The organism is Bradyrhizobium zhengyangense (genome assembly GCF_022012435.1).
GTDB classification, from domain to species: domain Bacteria; phylum Pseudomonadota; class Alphaproteobacteria; order Rhizobiales; family Xanthobacteraceae; genus Bradyrhizobium; species Bradyrhizobium zhengyangense.
Window position 1 is genome coordinate 559,867 of the sequence record NZ_JAKLUA010000004.1, and the last position, 17,886, is coordinate 577,752.

General features: G+C 61.7%; 14 protein-coding genes. 9 read left to right on the forward strand and 5 right to left on the reverse strand.

What is annotated here, in order from left to right:
* Positions 1-489 precede the first annotated feature (489 nt).
* The 4 genes from L6637_RS17000 (at position 490) to L6637_RS17015 (ending at position 5,464) form a co-directional block, all read left to right on the forward strand.
* Positions 490-1,821, forward strand: coding sequence for an OpgC domain-containing protein (locus L6637_RS17000; RefSeq protein WP_237871447.1), 1,332 nt, complete (start codon positions 490-492; stop codon positions 1,819-1,821).
* Positions 1,822-1,854: 33 nt separating this feature from the next.
* A complete protein-coding gene (locus tag L6637_RS17005; protein ID WP_237865803.1) occupies positions 1,855-3,066 on the forward strand; it encodes an OpgC domain-containing protein in 1,212 nt (403 codons plus the stop codon).
* 23 nt (positions 3,067-3,089) lie between these two features.
* A complete protein-coding gene (locus L6637_RS17010) occupies positions 3,090-3,581 on the forward strand; it encodes a DUF2059 domain-containing protein (protein ID WP_237871449.1) in 492 nt (163 codons plus the stop codon).
* A 62-nt stretch (positions 3,582-3,643) separates the two neighbouring features.
* Positions 3,644-5,464 (forward strand): ArnT family glycosyltransferase, encoded by a 1,821-nt coding sequence (locus L6637_RS17015; RefSeq protein WP_237871451.1) that lies wholly within the window; start codon positions 3,644-3,646, stop codon positions 5,462-5,464.
* Between the two features lie 126 nt (positions 5,465-5,590).
* Here the strand turns inward: L6637_RS17015 and L6637_RS17020 are convergent, their stop codons facing one another.
* Together L6637_RS17020 and L6637_RS17025 are read right to left on the reverse strand one after the other, a co-directional pair.
* Positions 5,591-7,402 carry a methyl-accepting chemotaxis protein gene (locus L6637_RS17020; protein ID WP_237871453.1) on the reverse strand — a complete coding sequence of 604 codons (1,812 nt, stop codon included), beginning with the start codon at positions 7,400-7,402 and terminating at the stop codon, positions 5,591-5,593.
* A gap of 314 nt (positions 7,403-7,716) precedes the next feature.
* Positions 7,717-8,478, reverse strand: a complete 762-nt coding sequence (locus L6637_RS17025) for a molybdate ABC transporter substrate-binding protein (protein ID WP_237871455.1) — start codon at positions 8,476-8,478, stop codon at positions 7,717-7,719.
* A 288-nt stretch (positions 8,479-8,766) separates the two neighbouring features.
* Here L6637_RS17025 and L6637_RS17030 point away from each other — a divergent pair, with 288 nt between their 5' ends.
* Both L6637_RS17030 and L6637_RS17035 read left to right on the forward strand, forming a co-directional pair.
* The gene (locus tag L6637_RS17030; protein ID WP_237871458.1) at positions 8,767-9,027 is read left to right on the forward strand and encodes a hypothetical protein; all 261 of its coding nucleotides are present in this window, start codon (positions 8,767-8,769) and stop codon (positions 9,025-9,027) included.
* 999 nt (positions 9,028-10,026) lie between these two features.
* Positions 10,027-10,881 carry an SDR family NAD(P)-dependent oxidoreductase gene (locus tag L6637_RS17035; protein ID WP_237871460.1) on the forward strand — a complete coding sequence of 285 codons (855 nt, stop codon included), beginning with the start codon at positions 10,027-10,029 and terminating at the stop codon, positions 10,879-10,881.
* 95 nt (positions 10,882-10,976) lie between these two features.
* On the opposite strand, the gene L6637_RS17040 is transcribed toward L6637_RS17035, so the two are convergent.
* Positions 10,977-12,302: a dicarboxylate/amino acid:cation symporter gene (locus L6637_RS17040; protein ID WP_237871462.1), complete on the reverse strand. Its 1,326-nt coding sequence runs from the start codon at positions 12,300-12,302 to the stop codon at positions 10,977-10,979.
* Between the two features lie 87 nt (positions 12,303-12,389).
* On the reverse strand, positions 12,390-13,823 hold the full coding sequence (aspA, locus tag L6637_RS17045) for an aspartate ammonia-lyase (protein ID WP_237871464.1): 1,434 nt from the start codon (positions 13,821-13,823) through the stop codon (positions 12,390-12,392).
* A 207-nt stretch (positions 13,824-14,030) separates the two neighbouring features.
* Between aspA and L6637_RS17050 the strand changes: the two genes are divergently transcribed.
* Together L6637_RS17050 and cuyB are read left to right on the forward strand one after the other, a co-directional pair.
* Positions 14,031-14,915 (forward strand): LysR family transcriptional regulator, encoded by an 885-nt coding sequence (locus L6637_RS17050; RefSeq protein ID WP_237871466.1) that lies wholly within the window; start codon positions 14,031-14,033, stop codon positions 14,913-14,915.
* 80 nt (positions 14,916-14,995) lie between these two features.
* The gene (cuyB, locus tag L6637_RS17055) at positions 14,996-15,709 is read left to right on the forward strand and encodes a cysteate racemase (RefSeq protein ID WP_237871468.1); all 714 of its coding nucleotides are present in this window, start codon (positions 14,996-14,998) and stop codon (positions 15,707-15,709) included.
* Between the two features lie 8 nt (positions 15,710-15,717).
* On the opposite strand, the gene L6637_RS17060 is transcribed toward cuyB, so the two are convergent.
* A complete protein-coding gene (locus tag L6637_RS17060) occupies positions 15,718-16,890 on the reverse strand; it encodes an MFS transporter (protein ID WP_237871470.1) in 1,173 nt (390 codons plus the stop codon).
* 60 nt (positions 16,891-16,950) lie between these two features.
* Here L6637_RS17060 and L6637_RS17065 point away from each other — a divergent pair, with 60 nt between their 5' ends.
* Positions 16,951-17,748 carry an AraC family transcriptional regulator gene (locus tag L6637_RS17065; protein ID WP_237871472.1) on the forward strand — a complete coding sequence of 266 codons (798 nt, stop codon included), beginning with the start codon at positions 16,951-16,953 and terminating at the stop codon, positions 17,746-17,748.
* The last annotated feature ends 138 nt before the right edge of the window (positions 17,749-17,886 follow it).

The following is a 17,886-nucleotide window of genomic DNA, read 5'->3' on the forward strand; positions in this document are numbered from 1 at the left end:
GGTTAAAACCCTCGGAGAGCGAGGCGGGTTCCGCGGCGGGGTGAGTGGCGGAGACAAAAGAGCGAAAACAACCCATCCACTACAACGATTGGCTTGGAAGAATCCGGATAAAATTTTGCTTTGCCGAGAATGACTTTGCTTCGTCGGGCAAAACACCGGCGGAATGCAGGAATGGCATGGCGCGGGATGCCGGCACATTCCCCGACCTTGGAGCCCAGCGAAGCAGGGTGCCATGAACGGCCAAACGCGTGCATCCCTCGATCGTTAGCTTGGCAGCCCTTCTCGGTCAGCTCCAATGCCGATCGGCTAACGAACCCATAGAACCAAGGTATTGGAGAGGTCTCTCCGTACCGATTATCCAGCCCCCACGCGCAGCGTTCGTTGTGAGAGGTATTCGGTAGTGTCGACTTCTCAATGGAGGCATCGCATCTTCGATGTTCTTGTTCCGGAGCGGAGGTTAGACTTCCGTCGGAAAAGGGAGGGGGACCAATGAGGCGCTTGCCGATTCTTGGTATCCTTGGCGTGCGGGCCGAAATTGGGGTGACGAGTCGCCCCCAGTACCGCCGATTGATCTGGCTCGCCGCCTGGTTCGCCAGAGGTTACCCCAAATCAAAGCGGCATGGCGTTGCGCCGGCTTCGTCGCAGTCCCTCCCAACACCGAGCTTTGCCGTCGCCAAAGGCGAGCGAGAATTACGACTCGACTTCTTCCGCGGCCTGGCCCTCTGGCTCATTTATGTCGATCACGTTTCACCCGACCTCCTGGCCTGGGTCACGATACGCAACTACGGGTTCAGCGATGCGGCCGAAGTGTTCATCTTCATCTCCGGCTTCACCGCAGCTTTGGTCTACGGTCGCGCGACCTTCGAGGCTGGCTTCGTGATCGGGACAGCACGTGTGCTGCGGCGGGTCTGGCAAATCTACACCGCGCATCTTCTGCTCTTCCTGGTTCTGATGGCTGAGATCGCTTTCGCTACTGCGGTTTCCGAGAAGCCGGCGTTCTACATCCAGGAGATGGAGGTCGGAGAATTCTTCAAGCAACCTGGCTCCGAAATGATCCAGGCGCTGCTGTTGCGATTCCGCCCGCTGAACATGGATGTCCTGCCGCTCTATGTCGTTCTGATGGCTGTTCTACCCTTGGTGCTGCTGCTCGCTAGATTGCACGGGGATCTGCCGCTCGCCCTGTCGGCCGGACTGTATGTGCTCATGCTTCGATACGACTTGCATTTGTCGACCTATCCAGACGGCTTCTGGTCGTTCAATCCGTATGGATGGCAGCTGCTGTTCGTGTTCGGCGCCTGGTGCGCGCTTGGAGGAGGCAAGCGACTATCGCCGATCCTCAATTCCCGATCGGTGTTGTGGCTGGCCGTCGCCTATCTCTGCGCTGCTTTCTTTGTGACTATGACGTGGTATTTTCCGCCCCTGGAGCGCCTGATCCCCGGCTGGGTCGCGCGACTAATCTATCCGATAAACAAGACCGATTTCGACGTTCTGAGGTTTGCCCATTTCCTGGCGCTGGCCGTCGTCGCACTACGCTTCGTGCCGGGCGATTGGACGGGGCTACGATCGGCCTGGGCGCGCCCTCTCATCCTTTGCGGACAGTATTCTCTTCAAATTTTTGCGCTCGGCGTTGCGCTGTCATTCGCAGGCTACGCCCTGCTCATCGAGCTTGATGCGGGTTTTGTGCTGCACGCGGCGGTCGGCGCCGGCGGCATCTTGATCCTGTACGGCGTAGCAAGGGTATTCACCTGGTACAAATGGGCGATGTCGGGGCACGAACGCGCCAAGGCGGATATTCCCAAGCTGATCGCGCAAAGTTCTTAATGATGGCCCACTCAACGAATCGGACAGGCTGACATGGCAAAAGAGAGCACGGATCTTTTCGTCGTAGAACGGGACTTGAGGCTCGATCTTCTGCGCGGTCTCGGCCTCTGGATGATCTTTCTCGACCACATTCCGGACGACGTGGTGGCCTGGCTCACGCTGCGCAATTACGGCTTCAGCGACGCAGCCGAGTTCTTCGTATTCATCTCCGGTTATCTCCTCGGGTTCATTTACGTCCCGATCGTGGCCGCGGGCCAGTTTCTTCCGGCGTTGAAGCGGCTGTGGCTGCGCGCCTGGCAAATGTACGTTGCTCACATCCTGCTGTTCCTCGCCTTCACGGCACAGATCGCCCGTGCGGCAAGGAAGTGGGACAATCCCATGTACAAGGATGAGTTCAACGTCGCCAACTTCCTCGCGCATCCCGACGAGCTGATAGGCAAGGCGCTCACGTTGCAATACAAGCCTGTCGATCTGGACGTCCTGCCGCTTTACATCTCCCTGGTGCTCGTTTCGCCGTTCGTGGTGTGGTGCCTCGTGCGACGCCCGAATCTGACCTTGGCAGGTTCGATCGTGCTGTACCTGCTCGCTCGCTATTTCGACTGGAACCTGCCGTCCTATCCGAAAGGGGCGACCTGGTATTTCAATCCGTTCGCCTGGCAATTGATGTTTTTTTTCGGCGCCTGGTGCGGGTGCGGCGCGGTCGCTCAAATCAGCAAATTCATTCAGTCGCGCATCGTCTTCGCAGTCGCGATCGGCTGGATCGCTTTTGCGCTGGTGATCGTGATGACCTGGCACAGCGCATTTCTGGAGTCGTTGATCCCGAAATGGATGATCAAGCTGATCTATCCGATCGACAAGACCGACCTCGACATGCTCCGGTTCACGCACTTCCTTGCGCTGGCAGTCATCGTCTCGCGTTATCTCAACCCGGATTGGGAAGGACTGAAGTCGAAATGGCTGCGACCGCTGGTGTTGTGCGGGCAGCATTCGCTGCCGCTGTTCTGCCTCGGCGTCTTCCTGTCGTTCGGGGTGCATTGGATGCTGGTTCAGTGGAAGCACCAGGTGGTCGAGCAAATTCTGCTCAGCATCGGCGGAATGGTCATCATGACCGCTGTCGCCTGGCTTCTGGATCGTGCGCAGCGGGTCCGGAATCTCTTTGTGGACGCCGGCGGCGATGAGCGCTTGGCCACTAAACTCCAACAGGAGGTCGCGCCCGTGGCTCGCACTCAGCCGAGTGCCGCGTGAGTAGATTCGAGGAGGAGACAGGCATGTACAAGGTACTGACGATCATTGTTTGCGCCATCCTGTTCACAATGGGTTTAGCGCGGGCAGACGACCCATCACCCGCCGCAATGGACGCGGCTCGGCGCCTCGTCACGACGCTGCGGGTGACCGATCAATACAAGGTCTTGCTTCCGGGTATTCTGTTCAGCCTTCGACCGGTTTTGTCTCAGGACCGTCCCGAGATCGAGCGCGACTTCGACGCCGCAGTGCCGGCGATCCTGGAAGCCGGCCAGTCGAAATACAGCAATTCGATGATCGAGCGTGCTGCGGCGGCCTATGCGGCGAATTTCTCCGCGGATGAACTGCACGCGATCGAGGCGTTCTATGGCAGCGCGGTCGGCCAGAAGTACACCGGGAAATCGCACGAGCTCTCGGAGATCGGCCGACAGATCGGCGATGAAATCTCGCGCGAAGCGACCGACGAGATCAAGGCGCAGATGACCCGGTTGCTGCGGGACAAAGGCCACAAACTCTAGGAATCGGTCGTGACGGATAACTCAGCACGCAGCGAACAAGATGCCGCCGCCGGGAAACGGCCTTGCGGCTCGCCTTGCAGGCGAGCGGGGCGCACATGAGATCCGATCATGTGTTGTCGAGAGTTGGATCAAAAGCAGCGGACGACCGTGCTTTCGTCGATGACGCACTGAAGGGGCTTGGCGAGCGCCCTGCGCGCAGCAGCATCCCTTCGAACACCTTCGATTTCTTGGCCCTGGCGTTTCTCACGGCCCTGGCTGTCCTCGTGTGCTTCACGGCGAAGGATTACGCGATCTCCAATGACGAGGGCGTCCAGCATCACTACGGTGAATTGATCATTGCTTACTATCGGAGTGGATTGCGGGTACGCGATCTCTTCAGCTTCGATAACCTGTATCTCTATGGAGGTCTGTTCGACGTCACGGCAATCGCGCTCGGCCAGGTTATCCCCATCGATATCTACGAATTGCGGCACATCCTCTGCGCCGCTACGGGCCTCGCCGGCATCGCCCTCAGTGGCGCCGCCGCGCGATTGATCGCCGGACCGCGCGCGGGCTTTATTGCGACGATTGCGCTTGCGCTCTGCGGCGCCTGGTACGGCGCCATGTTCAACCATACCAAGGACATTCCATTTGCAGCGGCCATGTCCGGAGCGACGCTCGTCCTTCTCCGCCTGGCGCGCCAACTGCCGGCGCCGCGCGCCGTTGACCTTGTGGTCTTCGGCTGTCTTGCCGGAGCAGCTCTCGGGCTGCGTAGCTACGGATTGCTGGTGTTTGTCTACCTCGGAATTGCAATCCTGATCTATCTGCCCTGGACGGAAAGCTGCGGGGCGCGCCTGACCTTCGTGGCTAACTCCGTGTTGAAGACATGCCCCGCCATGGCAGGCGCCTACCTGCTGATGATCCTGGCCTGGCCATGGGCTGCGCTGTCGCCGCTCAATCCCATTCGCGGCCTGTTTGCCTTCTCGGAATTTCAGTATGCGATCCGCACGCTCTTTGCCGGGCACGTGTACGAGATGGCCAAGGTGCCGCGCGCCTATGTTCCCTTCTATCTCTTCATCCGCGTGCCGCTGATCACCCAGGCGGGTGCCGCGCTGGGGATGACTTCGCTTCTTTGGCTTCCCCTCAAGAAAGGCTCGCACCGCTGGCGCGAACTTGCATTGCTGTCGACTATGATTCTGCTTCCCCTGGGATGCCAGGCCCTCGTTCATGGCCCTGCGTTCAGCGGCATGCGTCATTTTCTCTTTGTGCTTCCTCCCTTGGCCGTGCTGGCCGGCGTGGGCCTGAGCGATTTCCTCGATGCAATTGCCGTGCGAAGCCGACGACTGGCCTGGGCGGCCCTTGCAGCGATGTGCGCGTCTTTCCTCTCGGAAGGGGTCCTGCTGGCAAGGCTTCATCCCTACGAGAATCTATCCTACAACGCGATGGTCGGAGGCCTTCCGGGCGCATTCCGTCGCTATGACCTTGACTACTGGTTCAACAGCATGCCGGAAGCGATCCGTATGCTCGAGACCTTCGTCCGCGAAACGACACCGCCCGGCGACATCAAATCGCCGACGATCTATTCGGTCGCTGTGTGTGGAGAACGTCCAGCGTTCGATCACACCGTCACGCTTCCGCAATTGCGTTGGGACTTCCGGTCCGAATGGGACGAATCGGAATTCTTCATCGCCCCGACGCACATGAACTGCGATCGCGACCTGGATGGCGCGATCATCGGCCGCGTGGAAAGGATGGGCGTTCCCATCGCCTATGTGAAAGACAGGCGGGCCATCGTGAAGCACCCAACGACAGACGTCTCATCGCCGCTCACGCGTCAGATTCCCGCTGCGAACGAGATCGCGCGAGAATTTCGACAGCTATCGTCTTCCGGTCAGGCGTTCTGACCCGCCGGCGTCCGGATCCCGCGCGGCAGGATGATGGCGGCTGCAATCGCCAGCAGGCACGGGCCCGCATACGCGTGCAACACCGCCATAATGTCATCATTGGCTCATGAGCGGCTGGCGAGAGCCCTACGCCGCCGACTGCAGAGCCTGGAGCCGCCGGACGAATCCCAGCGCCGCTTCGTTCAAATCGCCGAACCGGCTTCGCAGCGCCTCCGCGCGCGAGCCCGCGCCCTGCGCGATCGACTGCCCCGTGGCGGCCTTCGAGCAGACATCCTCGACCGACCTCTGGAGATGCTCGGCGCCTTCCGCGGCGCTGCGGGCCGCGCGGTTGATGTCGCTGGTGGCGCCGCTCTGTTCCTGGACCGCTCTGGCGATCGTCGCGCTCTGCTCCCTGATATCGCTGATCACGGCGACGATCGCAGCGATTTCGCCGGCCGCCGCCTGCGTCGCCGACTGGATGCCGAGCACCTGGGAGGAGATGTCTTCCGTCGCGCGTGCCGTTTGCGTCGCGAGGGTCTTGACCTCCGCCGCCACCACTGCAAAGCCGCGGCCCGCTTCGCCCGCGCGCGCCGCCTCGATGGTCGCGTTGAGCGCCAGCAAATTGGTCTGGCCGGCGATATCGCTGATCAATTCCACGACGCTTCCGATCTTTGTCGCGGCCTGCACCATGCTCTCCACCATCAATCCGGCCTGGGTCGCGCGGCCGCTGGCAACGTCAGCCACCTGGCTTGCTTCCTGGGCCCGTCCATTGATGTTGCGGGTGGAGGCATCGAGCTGCTCGACCCCGGCAGCCATGGCCTGCACGCTGCCGGCAATGCCGCCTGCGGATTCAGAAGCCGTGCGGCTGCACAGCATGTTGTCGGCATTGAACCGTTCCAACTCCTGAATCGCATCGGCGATGTGGCCGGCGGCCTCCACGACCTCATCCACGGATCCAACGACCGACTCCTCGAAGGACGAGGCGGCGCGCGCCAGAACGCCTTTCAGCTCGCTCTCAGCCTGCATCTTGAGCTTCGCCTGGGACGCCTGGAGCTCCAATCGATCGGCCGAATGGTCACGCAAGACGGCGACCGCCGCGGCCATGGCGCCGATCTCGTCCCCCCGGTCCAGCCCCGGAATGTCGCCCTCGATCTCACCGGACACGATCTTGCGCAGCCGCTCCTCCAGACGCCGCAACGGCCGGGAGATCGTTCCTGCGATCAACACCGCAAACGCCACGCTGATGAGCACGACCAGCAGCGCGAGCCCCCCGAGCCGCAGCGCCGCGCCCCTGAACGAATCGTCGAGATCGTCGACATACATGCCGCTTATGACCATCATCTTCAGGTCCGGGAGCGCCCTGACGAAGGCCTGTTTACGCAGGGGCTGCGGCTGGCCGTTGCGGGGGAAATGATAAGTCACGGTCCCGGCGCCGGCGGTGTGCGCGAGATCGACGATCTCGCGCCGGAATAGATGTCCATTGACGTCGCCCTTGTCGATCAGGTTCTTGCCGACGTTTTCAGGCGTGCCGCCATCGGCGAGATTGAGCCCGTCCCAGTCATAGACGAAGAAGTAGTTGTTGCCGTCATATCGCGACTTCGCGACGATCTCCCGGACCCTGCCAATCACATCGCCGCGGCTCATCCGGCCGGACAGGACGTCCTGCTGATAGGCCGCGATCTGCGATGCGACCACGTCCACGGCGCCGCGCAGCGCCCGCGTCCTCTCGGCCTCCATCTGATCGCGCAGCTGGACCAGGGACACGCCAACGAGAACCATCATCGCGAGTACGCTGCCGAGCGTGAGCATGCCCAACCGCCACGCGATCTTGACCTTCTTCATGCGAAATCCCTTGTCGTTGCAATGAATGCCGAAGCTTGCAATCGAAAGCTTGACGAGGACTTTCAACGACAGCGCCGAACGCGGCGCCATCCGCAAAATGTTATGCGAAATTTGCATCGGCCAGTCGCATCTTGCATCGACGACCGGAGCGAAAAGCTACGACTATGCTTCGCGCGATCCGAGATAAAAATTAGGCCCTGGCTATCTGCCGAGGCTTTCAAACTGCGCGCATAACTCTTCTGAGAATGAGCAGACGCGGCGCACACTCGCAAAGGCGCAGACGCCGGCTCTGGGGTCTAAGCAGAACTTTTCTGCTCAATCAGAGTATTGCCGGTTTTGACCCACACCGGACCTTCTCGGGCCGGCTGCCATGGTTCCTCACCATTTTCGCTTTGCGTTTTCCAACCTCAATCTCGGAGGGTTCAATGCTTTCAGCCCGGCGTCATTCCCTTCGCTTTAATGATGGCGCTCGCTTCTGGCGACTTGAGATACCCGAGCAGCGCTTTTGCGGCATCTCCTTGCTTTGTGTCCGCGGCAGCAGCACCCGTAAAGACAACTTCCTGCTGCAGGTCCGCAGGGAATGGGCCGACGACGTCTAGTCCAGGGGCGGTGAGCACATTTAGCAAGAACACGCCTAGCTCAGCTTCGCCCTTTTCAACTGCCGCAACGATTTCGGCTGGTGCCGCTTTTGCCTGAAGCTTGCCCTTGATTGCCACGGCGACACCAAGTCGCTCGAATGCTTTCATCACTTGCGCACCTGCGGCGCTTGCCGGCAGTGTCGCAATCGACCGTGCATCGAGCAGCGCAGCCTTAAGCGCGTCAGGTGTGCCGATGTTGGGCTTCGGAGCGCCAGCTCGCACCGCAACACCGAGGCCGACGCGCGCAACATCGGATGTAGTGCCGGCGGCGAATTTTGCACGTGCTCCTGCGTCCTGCATTACCTCGACCGGCACGACGCCGACGTCAAACGCCTTTCCCGACGTCGCCTCCTTGATCAAATTTGGGGTGGTGCCGAAGAAAATGTCGAGCTTGTGTCCAGAGACCTGTTCGAACTTTGGTTTCACCTCGGCCCACACCGCGGTCATCGCGCCGCCCGCCAGAACGCGCAGCTCGGCTGCCTGCCCCTTCTCGCCCAGAAATGTGACAAAGACTGACGCGAGGAATGCCGCGCGCGCAAAACTCAACACAGTCATGATGTGCTCCCCACACGAGTTCACGCAGCATAGCAGTTCCGACTGATCAGCGCCAATTGCCTGCGTGCATGCAGCGGGTCGCCTGCAGGTCCGAAAATAGCCCGTGGCTGACCTGAGCTCAGAACGTTGCGACGTCAGCTTCCGGAAAGTGAGCCGACCTGTCATGCCGGCTTACAAGGGCAGCCTTTGACCCAGGGCCGACTTTCGAAATGAAGGCAAGCTCGCGATGGACACCTGGCTCTAGATTGTGACACACTTGTTGTGCAACCCCAAATATGGAGCTGCTCAATGATGAATCGCGTGCCGTTTCTTCTTCACCTGGTTTTGATATATCCGTTGGGTTTCGCTCCGACCCTACTCTGGAAATCCGTTTGCGATGTTTCCGTGGTGCTTCTAGGCGCGACCTATCTTTCGATATTCATCTCGGTCGGCCTCCTGCGCTGGAGAGGGCTGCCGCTCAATGCAACCGTTGGCGAATATAATGAACGAGTGAGCTTTCTGCGCAACGAGGTGACACGAGTTTCGACCGATGATGATGTCGCTGGTTGATGACCGCCAACGGTATTTAGAATGTCTGGTTTTGTGAAGGGTTTCGGATGCCGGCCGCAGCGGTGACGGCGCGGCATATTCGGGCGGCCGGCGTCCGAAAGCCTCCAAAGGAGGAAACCGCGCTGGGGGGACGTAGGACAATGCCGCGTGATCGAGCTAAGTCGTGTCAAACAACCTTCAGACGATCAGGAAGATCGCCTATGGGGATTTAATGTTTGGCGGCACCTGTACTTTCAACGACTTGGCCGTAGTAAAAATACCACACCACACAATCTAGACGTGAGTTCCTCATATTTGAATCCCGTGATGCAAACTGATCTCCAGTGACCTGGAAAGCCCCCGGAGCTACCTGAGCCGAAACTGTTTCGAACTGCTCGTCAAGAGCATCACCGCATTTGTAACTCTGCTTGCGTCGAGATTCCTGGACTTGGTGCAATTAGCGCGACGGTGCGCACAATCACGATCAAGAATGACGGCTTCAAGTTGGCTCTTGTGCAACGGTTGGTTGCTCTGCCACGAACTTTCAGATCAGCACGTCCTCGATCATCGGACCATCGCCAGCTACGGCCCCGCTCGTCACGATGAGCTGTCGCCTATTGCTTCGCCGTGTCGCCAGCCGCAGCGTTCTACCGCGCGAGCGGTTTAGTCCTGTGGCCCTTCTCGGACCTCCTGCAATGTCTGCTCCTGTGCCGCTGTTGGGGAATTAGCGGACATCCTAGGTTTATGAGTATGCGCCCTTCCTAGCAGCCTATCCGCCTGCCGCACGAGCGACCGCAACTGCCGGCACAGCCTGCGCCGTTAGCGGTGCATGGCGGCAATAGTGATGGTTCATGAATAGACCACGTCCGCTGCGCTTTCGAACCCTCGTCGGCCCAGCAAATGACGTGGAGGGCCAGACGCGGACATTCGACAGGCTTCCAAATCGCTCGAAAGTGCGATCATATGCCGTTTGGCGACACTTGACGTTGTGTTGCAAGAGTCTTGGTTTGCCGGAGGAGAATGCGCGTGAAAGAACTCGCTGGAAAGACTGCGTTCGTGACCGGTGCGGCGTCAGGCATTGGCCTGGGGATCGCGACCGCTTTCGCCCAGGCGGGGGCGAAAGTGATGCTTTGCGACATTGAAGAAGAGGCGCTGTCCGCGGCGCTCAAGCAACTGAAGCTCACCAACGCCGATGTCGAGGGCGTGAAGGCCGACGTCTCACTCAAAGCCGAGCTCGTGGCGGCCGCTGAAGCCACGACCGCCCGCTACGGCAAGGTGCATATCCTCGTCAACAATGCAGGTGTCGGCGGCGGCGGGCCCTATGGCACCTGGACCGAGGCGTCGTGGAATTGGACCCTGGGCGTCAATTTGATGGCGACCATTTGGGGGATCGAGATCTTCGGGCCGTTGATCGAGCAACATGGCGAGGGTGGACACATCGTCTCTACAGCCTCGATCGCCGGCCTGATTTCAGGGGCGAGCAATGCATACAACGTTTCAAAATATGGTGTGGTCGCGTTGTCCGAGGGCCTGCGGCTTGAACTCGCCCCGCGCGGCATTGGCGTATCCGTGCTGTGTCCCGGGTTCATCCGCACTCAAATCGTGAACTCAAGGCGCAATGTCCCCAAACGCTTCGAGGAGGGAGTCCCTGCCATGCCGACTTCGGGCCCGCGTGCCGAGCAGATCAATATGATCCGTGAACGCGTCTCTCAGGGCATTGATCCCCTCTATGTCGGTGAGCTCGTCCGCGAAGGCGTCGAAAACGACTGGCCATATATCTTCACCGACCTCGAATTCGAGCCGTTCGTCGAAGCGCGCTTCGCCGCAATCAAGCAGGGCTTTGACCACATCCGCGGCCGCAGCCCGAAACATTGAGCGCGCAGCCTTTCACCGGCCTGAGGCCCCGGGACATCTCCCGGGGCCTTTGAATCACGCGCAGAGTTTTCTCGAGAGCGGGCGGACCAACCGGCTCATCCGCCCGCCGCACCTGCGACGACGACGGCTGGCACTACGGTCTCGGACACTCCCTCTTCGACCAGACCACGCTTGTCTTCCCACCTCGCCACGGCGGCCGTCGCAATGCCGTTGCCGATGACGTTGGTCATGGTCCGGCCCATGTCCAGGAACTGGTCGATGCCCATCACGAGAAGCATGCCGCCCACCGGCAGATTGAACATCGGCAGGGTCGCGGCAACGACCACGAGCCCGGCGCGCGGCACGCCGGCGATCCCCTTGCTGGTCACCATCATCACCAGCAGCATGACAAGCTGCTGCGTGAAGCTGAGCTCGATGCCGTAGGCCTGCGCGATGAACAGGGCCGCGAAGGCCTGGTACATCATCGAACCGTCGAGGTTGAACGAATAGCCCAGCGGCAGCACGAAGCCCGAGATGCGCTCGCTGACACCAAACTTCGTCAATTGCTCGATCATCTTGGGGTACGCGGCCTCGCTGCTTGCGGTCGAGAAGGCGAGCAGCATCGGCTGACGCAAGAGGCCGAGGAGTTGAAGGACGGGCCGGCCGAGCGCCAGCAGGCCAACGAGAACAAGGACAGTCCAGAGCACAGCCAGGCTGAAATAGAACGTCGCGATGAACTTGCCGTAGGTCAGGAGCACGCCAAGCCCCTGCGTGGTGATGACAGCCGCAATGGCCGCAAACACGCCGAGCGGCGCGAACTTCATCACGAAGTTCGTGATCTGCAGCATGATGTGGACCAGCTCGTCGATCGACGACGCGATGGTCCTGGCATGGCTCGTCTTCAGCCGGCTGAGCGCGAGCCCGAAGAACACCGCGAAGACGAGGATCTGCAGGATCTCGTTCGTCGACATGGCCTGGGCGATGCTGGTCGGAAAGACGTGGGTGATGAAGTCCTTCAGATTGAAGCCGGCGGTCTGCAACGTGGTGGAAGCATCTGCATTAGGAAGCGGCAGCTGCAAACCCCGCCCCGGCGCGAACAGGTTCGCAAAGACCATGCCGAGACCAAGAGAAACGAGCGAGGCCGAGACAAACCAGCCCATGGATCTCGCAGCAATGCGGCCGACCGCTCCGCCTTCAGAGCCGAGGCTGGTAATCCCCGACACGATCGTGGCGAACACCAGCGGCGCAATGATCATCTTGATCATGCGCAGGAACACGTCGGTGACAATAGAGAAATAGCCCGCAATGTTCTTCGCCGTCTCCGGCGTCGGCGCCAGCTCGTGGCAGGCGTAGCCCGCCAGGATGCCGAGCAGAAGGCTGACCACGAGAGCGTTGGTCAGGCGGTTGGATCGCGCCGGTGAATTGTCGGCATTCACTGTCATTTCTCATCTCCTCCCTTGGGTGCGTCTGATCATGTTGGGCCACGCGCGGCGACCCAATCGGCGTGCTGACGCTGTTGCGTGATGGCTTCAGCAAATCGGCTGTGGCTGGCGGCCGTCCTGGTCCGCGGCGGCAAGGCTTTGCGGCCGCGTCAGCATCTCGGGCTTCAGGATCGCCGCAAGCGTGGCCTCGGTGAGCAGGCCCCGTTCGCGCACGAGCTCGGCAACGCCGCGGCCGGACGCATGCGCCTCCACGGCGACCGCCGTCGCGGCCGCATAACCGATGTAAGGATTGAGTGCCGTCACGAGGCCGATCGAGTTCTCGACATCGGCCCTGAGACGGTCGCGGTTGGCGGTGATGCCTGTGACGCAGCCGCGCTCCAGCGTCAGGCACGCCTGACTGAGATGACTGATGCTCTTGAACAGACTGTGCGCAATGATCGGCTCGAACGCATTGAGCTGCAACTGGCCGGCTTCGGCGGCCATGGTCACCGTGACGTCGTTGCCGATCACTTCGAAGGCGACCTGGTTAACGACCTCCGGAATGACAGGATTGACCTTGCCGGGCATGATCGAGGAGCCGGCCTGGACCGCCGGCAAATTGATCTCGCCGAACCCGGCCCGCGGCCCGCTCGAAAGCAACCGGAGGTCGTTGCAGATTTTTGAGATCTTGACCGCGACGCGCTTCAGCACGCCCGAGATCTGAACGAACGCACCGCAATCCTGCGTCGCCTCGACCAGATCAGGCGCGGTCACCAGCGGCAATCCCGTGATCGCATTCAGGTAACGGCAGACGAGACACGCATAGTCCGGGTGGGCGTTGATGCCGGTGCCGATAGCGGTTGCGCCCATGTTGATCTCGTGGATCAGGATTTCCGCTTCGCGCAGGCGCTCCTGATCCTCGCCGATCATGACGGCGTAGGTGTTGAACTCCTGCCCCAGCGTCATCGGCACCGCGTCCTGCAACTGGGTCCGACCCATCTTCAACACGTCCTTGAATTCTGCGGCCTTGCCGGCGAAGGCGAGGCGCAGGACGTCCATCGCCCTCACGAGAGTCTGCAAGCCATGCGAGGTCGCGATCTTCAGCGCCGTGGGGTACACGTCGTTGGTGCTCTGGCTCATGTTGACGTGTTCGTTCGGATGCAACGCGGCGTACTCGCCCCTGGCATGGCCGAGAATCTCCAGGGCCCGGTTCGCGATCACCTCATTGGCGTTCATGTTGGTGGAGGTGCCGGCGCCGCCCTGGATGACGTCAACGACGAACTGGTCGTGAAGCCGGCCGGCGCGCAACTCCTCGCAGGCCGCGACGATGGCCCGCCCGCGTCGCTGGTCGAGAAGACCGAGCTCCATGTTGGACAGGGCGGCCGCCTGCTTGATGGCAGCGAGCGCACCGATCAGCTCGGGATAGGCCGAGATCGCGATCCCTGAGATCGGAAAATTCTCGACGGCGCGCATGGTGTGGACGCCGTAATAGGCCTCACGAGGCACCTCGCGATCACCAAGCAGATCATGTTCCGTCCGCATGTCATCTCCCGCTCGTCAGCTCCGTTGTCCGGAGACAGTGATCGTGGCCGTGAGCCTCGCGCGGAGGCTTGACGTTGCGGGGGCGATGCATGCGCCTGACGACGGCGGGCCGTCCAATGTTATGCCGGCAAGCTCTATTCCGATTTTGCATAGATTTCCCCTGAGGATCGGGGCATCTTCGCCAGGGCGAACACCGGAGCAGACACGATGGAATTGAAATGGCTGGAGGATTTTCTCAGCCTGGCGCGGACCCGCAGCTTCTCACGCGCGGCCGATGAGCGGCACGTGACGCAATCTGCGTTCAGTCGCCGAATCCAGGCGCTGGAGCTCTGGCTCGGTGTGTCCCTTGTCGACCGCAGCAGCTACCCGACGACGCTGACCGCCGAAGGGCGCGAATTCCTGGAGACCGCGGAAGAAACGGTTCGCATGCTTCATGCGAGCCGTCTTGCGCTTCAGGCGAGCAAGCGGCCGAGCACGCAAGTCGTCTCGATCGCCGCGCTGCACACGCTGTCGCTGCATTTCTTTCCGCGCTGGTTCCGGACCATCGAGAAAGACGTCGGGCCGATCGGCAGCCGCCTGCTGCCCGACGACTTTCACAGTTGCCTGCAGGCGCTCGTCGAGGGCAGCTACGATTTCCTGCTCACCTTCCACCACGCCAATGTGCCGATCCTGCTGGAGCCCGAGCTCTACCCGCATATCGTCGTCGGCATGGACAGTTTCGTCGCCGTCCGCAGCACGGCGTTAGCAGGAGACAACACAGCTTCGCTGCCCCTGCTCAGCTACGCCTCGAACTCGTTCCTGGGGCGGGTCGCCACCTTCGCCCAGGCCCAGGCCGGCTCACCGCCCGCGCATGTGACTCACACCAACGAGAATGCCATGGCCGAGGGGCTGAAGTTCATGGCGCTGGAGGGCTACGGCCTGGCCTGGCTGCCGCGCAGCCTGGTGGCCCGGGAGCTGGATGAGGCCACCCTCTCGATCGTGGGGCCGGAGATTCCCCTGGAGGTCCGGCTCTATCGCAGCGCACGGCGAACCAGGCCGATCGTGGAAAAGGTCTGGAACGCCGCGCAGGCTGCCGCTCTCAAAACTATGTAGAAACTGCATACGCCGTTCTGAACAGGCATTGGATTTGGCCGAAGCAGCCATGCACCATGGCCTCAGGCAAGGAGACTTCGATGCTTGGCATTCTGGGCGGCATGGGCCCGATGGCGACCGTGGATTTCATGAGCAAGATCGTCAGGAACACCCCCGCGTCCCGCGACCAGGACCACATCCAGATGGTGGTGTGTTCGGCGACCGATGTGCCCGACCGCACCGCCGCCATTCTCGGCCAGGGCTCCGATCCCTTTCCCGCCATGCTGAATGCCCTGCGCCGGCTCGAGCTGTCAGGCGCGACCCGCATCGCGATCCCCTGCAACACGGCGCATCATTGGCACGGCGCGCTCCAGGCCGAGACGTCGGTGCCGATCCTCCACATCGTTGATGCCGTAGCCGATGCGCTTTCTCGGCAGCGGACGACCCCGACCCTCGGCATGCTTGCGACCGACGGCACGGTCCACGCCGGAATCTACCAGCAGCGTCTCACCGAGCGCGGCTATGTCTGCGTGATGCCCGATGCGAAGGCGCAAGCCGAGGTCATGCGCGCGATCCGTCTCGTCAAGGCAGGACTTACGGACGAGGCGGCCGGCATCCTTGGTCGGGAAGCAGAAGCGCTCGCAGCCAAGGGCTGCTCGCACATTGCGATGGCCTGCACGGAAATCCCCCTGGCCCTCGCCGCCTTCGACGGCGATATCGGCGCGGCATTGCTTGATCCCACCGACCTGCTGGCGCAGGCCTGCGTCAGATCATGCCTGGCCACGCCGCAGGAGATGGTGCGGGAAGTCGCCTAGCCCTTCCCTCACGCCGCAACGGGCGTTCGGATCTCGCGCGGCAGGATGATCGCCGCCGCAATCGCCAGCAGGCACAGGCCGGCAAATGCGTGCAGCATCGTCACGAAGCCGCCCTGCTCGTAGAGCCAGGCGACGAGGCCGACCGAGGCGCCGGCCGCCGTGAAGCCGATGAAGTACCGCACGGCATAGGCGCGCGAGCGCCATTCCTCACTGGTGTATTTGCCGACCATGGCATCGTTCACCGTGACCTGCCCGAACGCGCCCATGACGATGCCGATCGAAACAACAATCAGCGGCAGATTGTTCAGGCTCGCGGCCAGATACAGGAACGGCGCCAGCATGAAGGACAGCGGCAAGGCCACCGTCTTCAGCGAATAGCGGTCGAGCAGCCGGCCGATCGTGTATTGCGTCATCGCGCCGAACACATAGACGCAGGCGGCGATCACGCCCAGCAGCGCGGGGCTTTTGGTAAGATCGGCAAGCCGCTCCGCGAACAGCTTCGGCAGCGCGACGGTGACGGCGTTGAAGGTGGTGGAGATCGCGATCACGACGATGAGCAGCGAGAGCACCACGCGCCACATGTCCTGTTTTGCCACCCGCGCCTGCGCCGCGGCCTGCTTGCTGCCCTTGCGGTCCTCATGCACGACCAGCATCGCGAAGGCGAGGCCGATCAGGATGGTGACGATCCCGGGGATGATGAAGGCAAAACGCCAGCCGAGATACTGGCCGATCACACCGGTGACCAGCGCCGACGAGGCGACGCCGAGATTGCCCCAGACACCGTTGATGCCCATCTCGCGGCCGAGCCTCTCGGCATAGGACACGATCATCGCCGTGCCGACAGGATGATAGATCGAGGCAAAGATGCCGATCGCGAGCAGCGCGGCGCCGAGTTGCACGGGCGTCTGCACGAAGCCGACCGAGATCATGGAGGCGCCGATGCCGACGAAGAAGATCAACATCATGTGGCGGCGGCTCCAGCGGTCCCCGAGCCACCCCGTCAGCAGCGAGCCGGCGCCGAAGGCGATGAAACCGGGGGTCGCGTAAGGCAGCAGTTCCGAATAGGCCATGCCAAGCGCCGGCCCCATGATGATCACGGCGGCGGCGAAAATGAGCATCGCATAATGGTCGATGAAATGACCGGCGTTGACGAAACTGATGACCCTGACAGGGCTGTTCATTCGGAATCCTCTCCTGCTCCGAAATGAGTTATATGTCCTTGGCATGACGGGATGCTGCCAATGACTGTCTTGGAAACGCCAATCCTGAGGGAGGTCCAGAGCAACCATCGCTCGCCCGCGGGCGTGCACCTGGTCGCGCGCGACTACCCCAGGGGCATGCGGATCGATCTGCACATGCATCGCGAAGCGCAGCTGATCTATGCGGCGAAGGGCACGATGCAGGTGGCGACGCCCGGCGGGCGCTGGCTGGTGCCGCCGGACCGCGCGGTCTGGGTTCCGGCCGGGCTCGAACATGCCATCGACCTGCTCGCCGACATCGAGATGCGCACGCTGTATTTCGACCTCGCCTGGCTCAAGCGCGAAAAGCGCTACGAGGGATTGACCCGGGAATTCGTGGTGCGGGTGTCGCCGCTGCTCAACCAGGCGATCCTGGCGCTGTTCGATCCGCGCAACACCGAGGAGCGCACCGAGCTGCTGGTCCGCCTGGTGATGCTGGAATTGCACCAGGCCGAGGATTCCGCGACCTTCGTGCCGCTGCCGCACGAACCGCGCTGCCGTCGCGCCGCGATGATCGTGCTCGACGATCCCACAGCCCTGCACGACATCGACACGCTGGCGCGCGAGGTCGGCACCTCCGCGCGCACGCTGTCGCGGCTGTTTTCGAGCGAGACGCAGCTCAGCTTCAAGAGCTGGTGCCAGCGCGCAAGGGTTGCGGCGGCGATCCAGCGGCTGTCCATCGATGCGAATGTCTCGGTGAAGCAACTCGCCACCCAACTGGGTTATGCCAGCGTGCCGGCCTTCTCGGCGGCGTTCCGTCAGGTGACGGGGCGGACGCCGACGGAGTTTGCGGGGAAGTAGGGTAGCAGCTCCACTCTCAGTGGCGTCGCCGCCTCACACTCGGTGTCATCGCCCGGCTTGATGTTTAGCCCGGACAGATCACTGACGGGTGTTCGGAGACATAGCTGACACATCAACATTGGCTGGATTGGTCCGATT

Bases quoted from the DNA above. Each gene is read 5' to 3' on its own strand.
- L6637_RS17000 (WP_237871447.1), top strand. From the start codon at position 490: ATGAGGCGCTTGCCGATTCTTGGTATCCTTGGCGTGCGGGCCGAAATT.
- L6637_RS17005 (WP_237865803.1), top strand. From the start codon at position 1,855: ATGGCAAAAGAGAGCACGGATCTTTTCGTCGTAGAACGGGACTTGAGG.
- L6637_RS17010 (WP_237871449.1), top strand. From the start codon at position 3,090: ATGTACAAGGTACTGACGATCATTGTTTGCGCCATCCTGTTCACAATG.
- L6637_RS17020 (WP_237871453.1), bottom strand. From the start codon at position 7,402: ATGCAAATTTCGCATAACATTTTGCGGATGGCGCCGCGTTCGGCGCTG.
- L6637_RS17025 (WP_237871455.1), bottom strand. From the start codon at position 8,478: ATGACTGTGTTGAGTTTTGCGCGCGCGGCATTCCTCGCGTCAGTCTTT.
- L6637_RS17030 (WP_237871458.1), top strand. From the start codon at position 8,767: ATGATGAATCGCGTGCCGTTTCTTCTTCACCTGGTTTTGATATATCCG.
- L6637_RS17035 (WP_237871460.1), top strand. From the start codon at position 10,027: ATGCGCGTGAAAGAACTCGCTGGAAAGACTGCGTTCGTGACCGGTGCG.
- L6637_RS17040 (WP_237871462.1), bottom strand. From the start codon at position 12,302: ATGACAGTGAATGCCGACAATTCACCGGCGCGATCCAACCGCCTGACC.
- aspA (WP_237871464.1), bottom strand. From the start codon at position 13,823: ATGCGGACGGAACATGATCTGCTTGGTGATCGCGAGGTGCCTCGTGAG.
- L6637_RS17050 (WP_237871466.1), top strand. From the start codon at position 14,031: ATGGAATTGAAATGGCTGGAGGATTTTCTCAGCCTGGCGCGGACCCGC.
- cuyB (WP_237871468.1), top strand. From the start codon at position 14,996: ATGCTTGGCATTCTGGGCGGCATGGGCCCGATGGCGACCGTGGATTTC.
- L6637_RS17060 (WP_237871470.1), bottom strand. From the start codon at position 16,890: ATGAACAGCCCTGTCAGGGTCATCAGTTTCGTCAACGCCGGTCATTTC.
- L6637_RS17065 (WP_237871472.1), top strand. From the start codon at position 16,951: ATGACTGTCTTGGAAACGCCAATCCTGAGGGAGGTCCAGAGCAACCAT.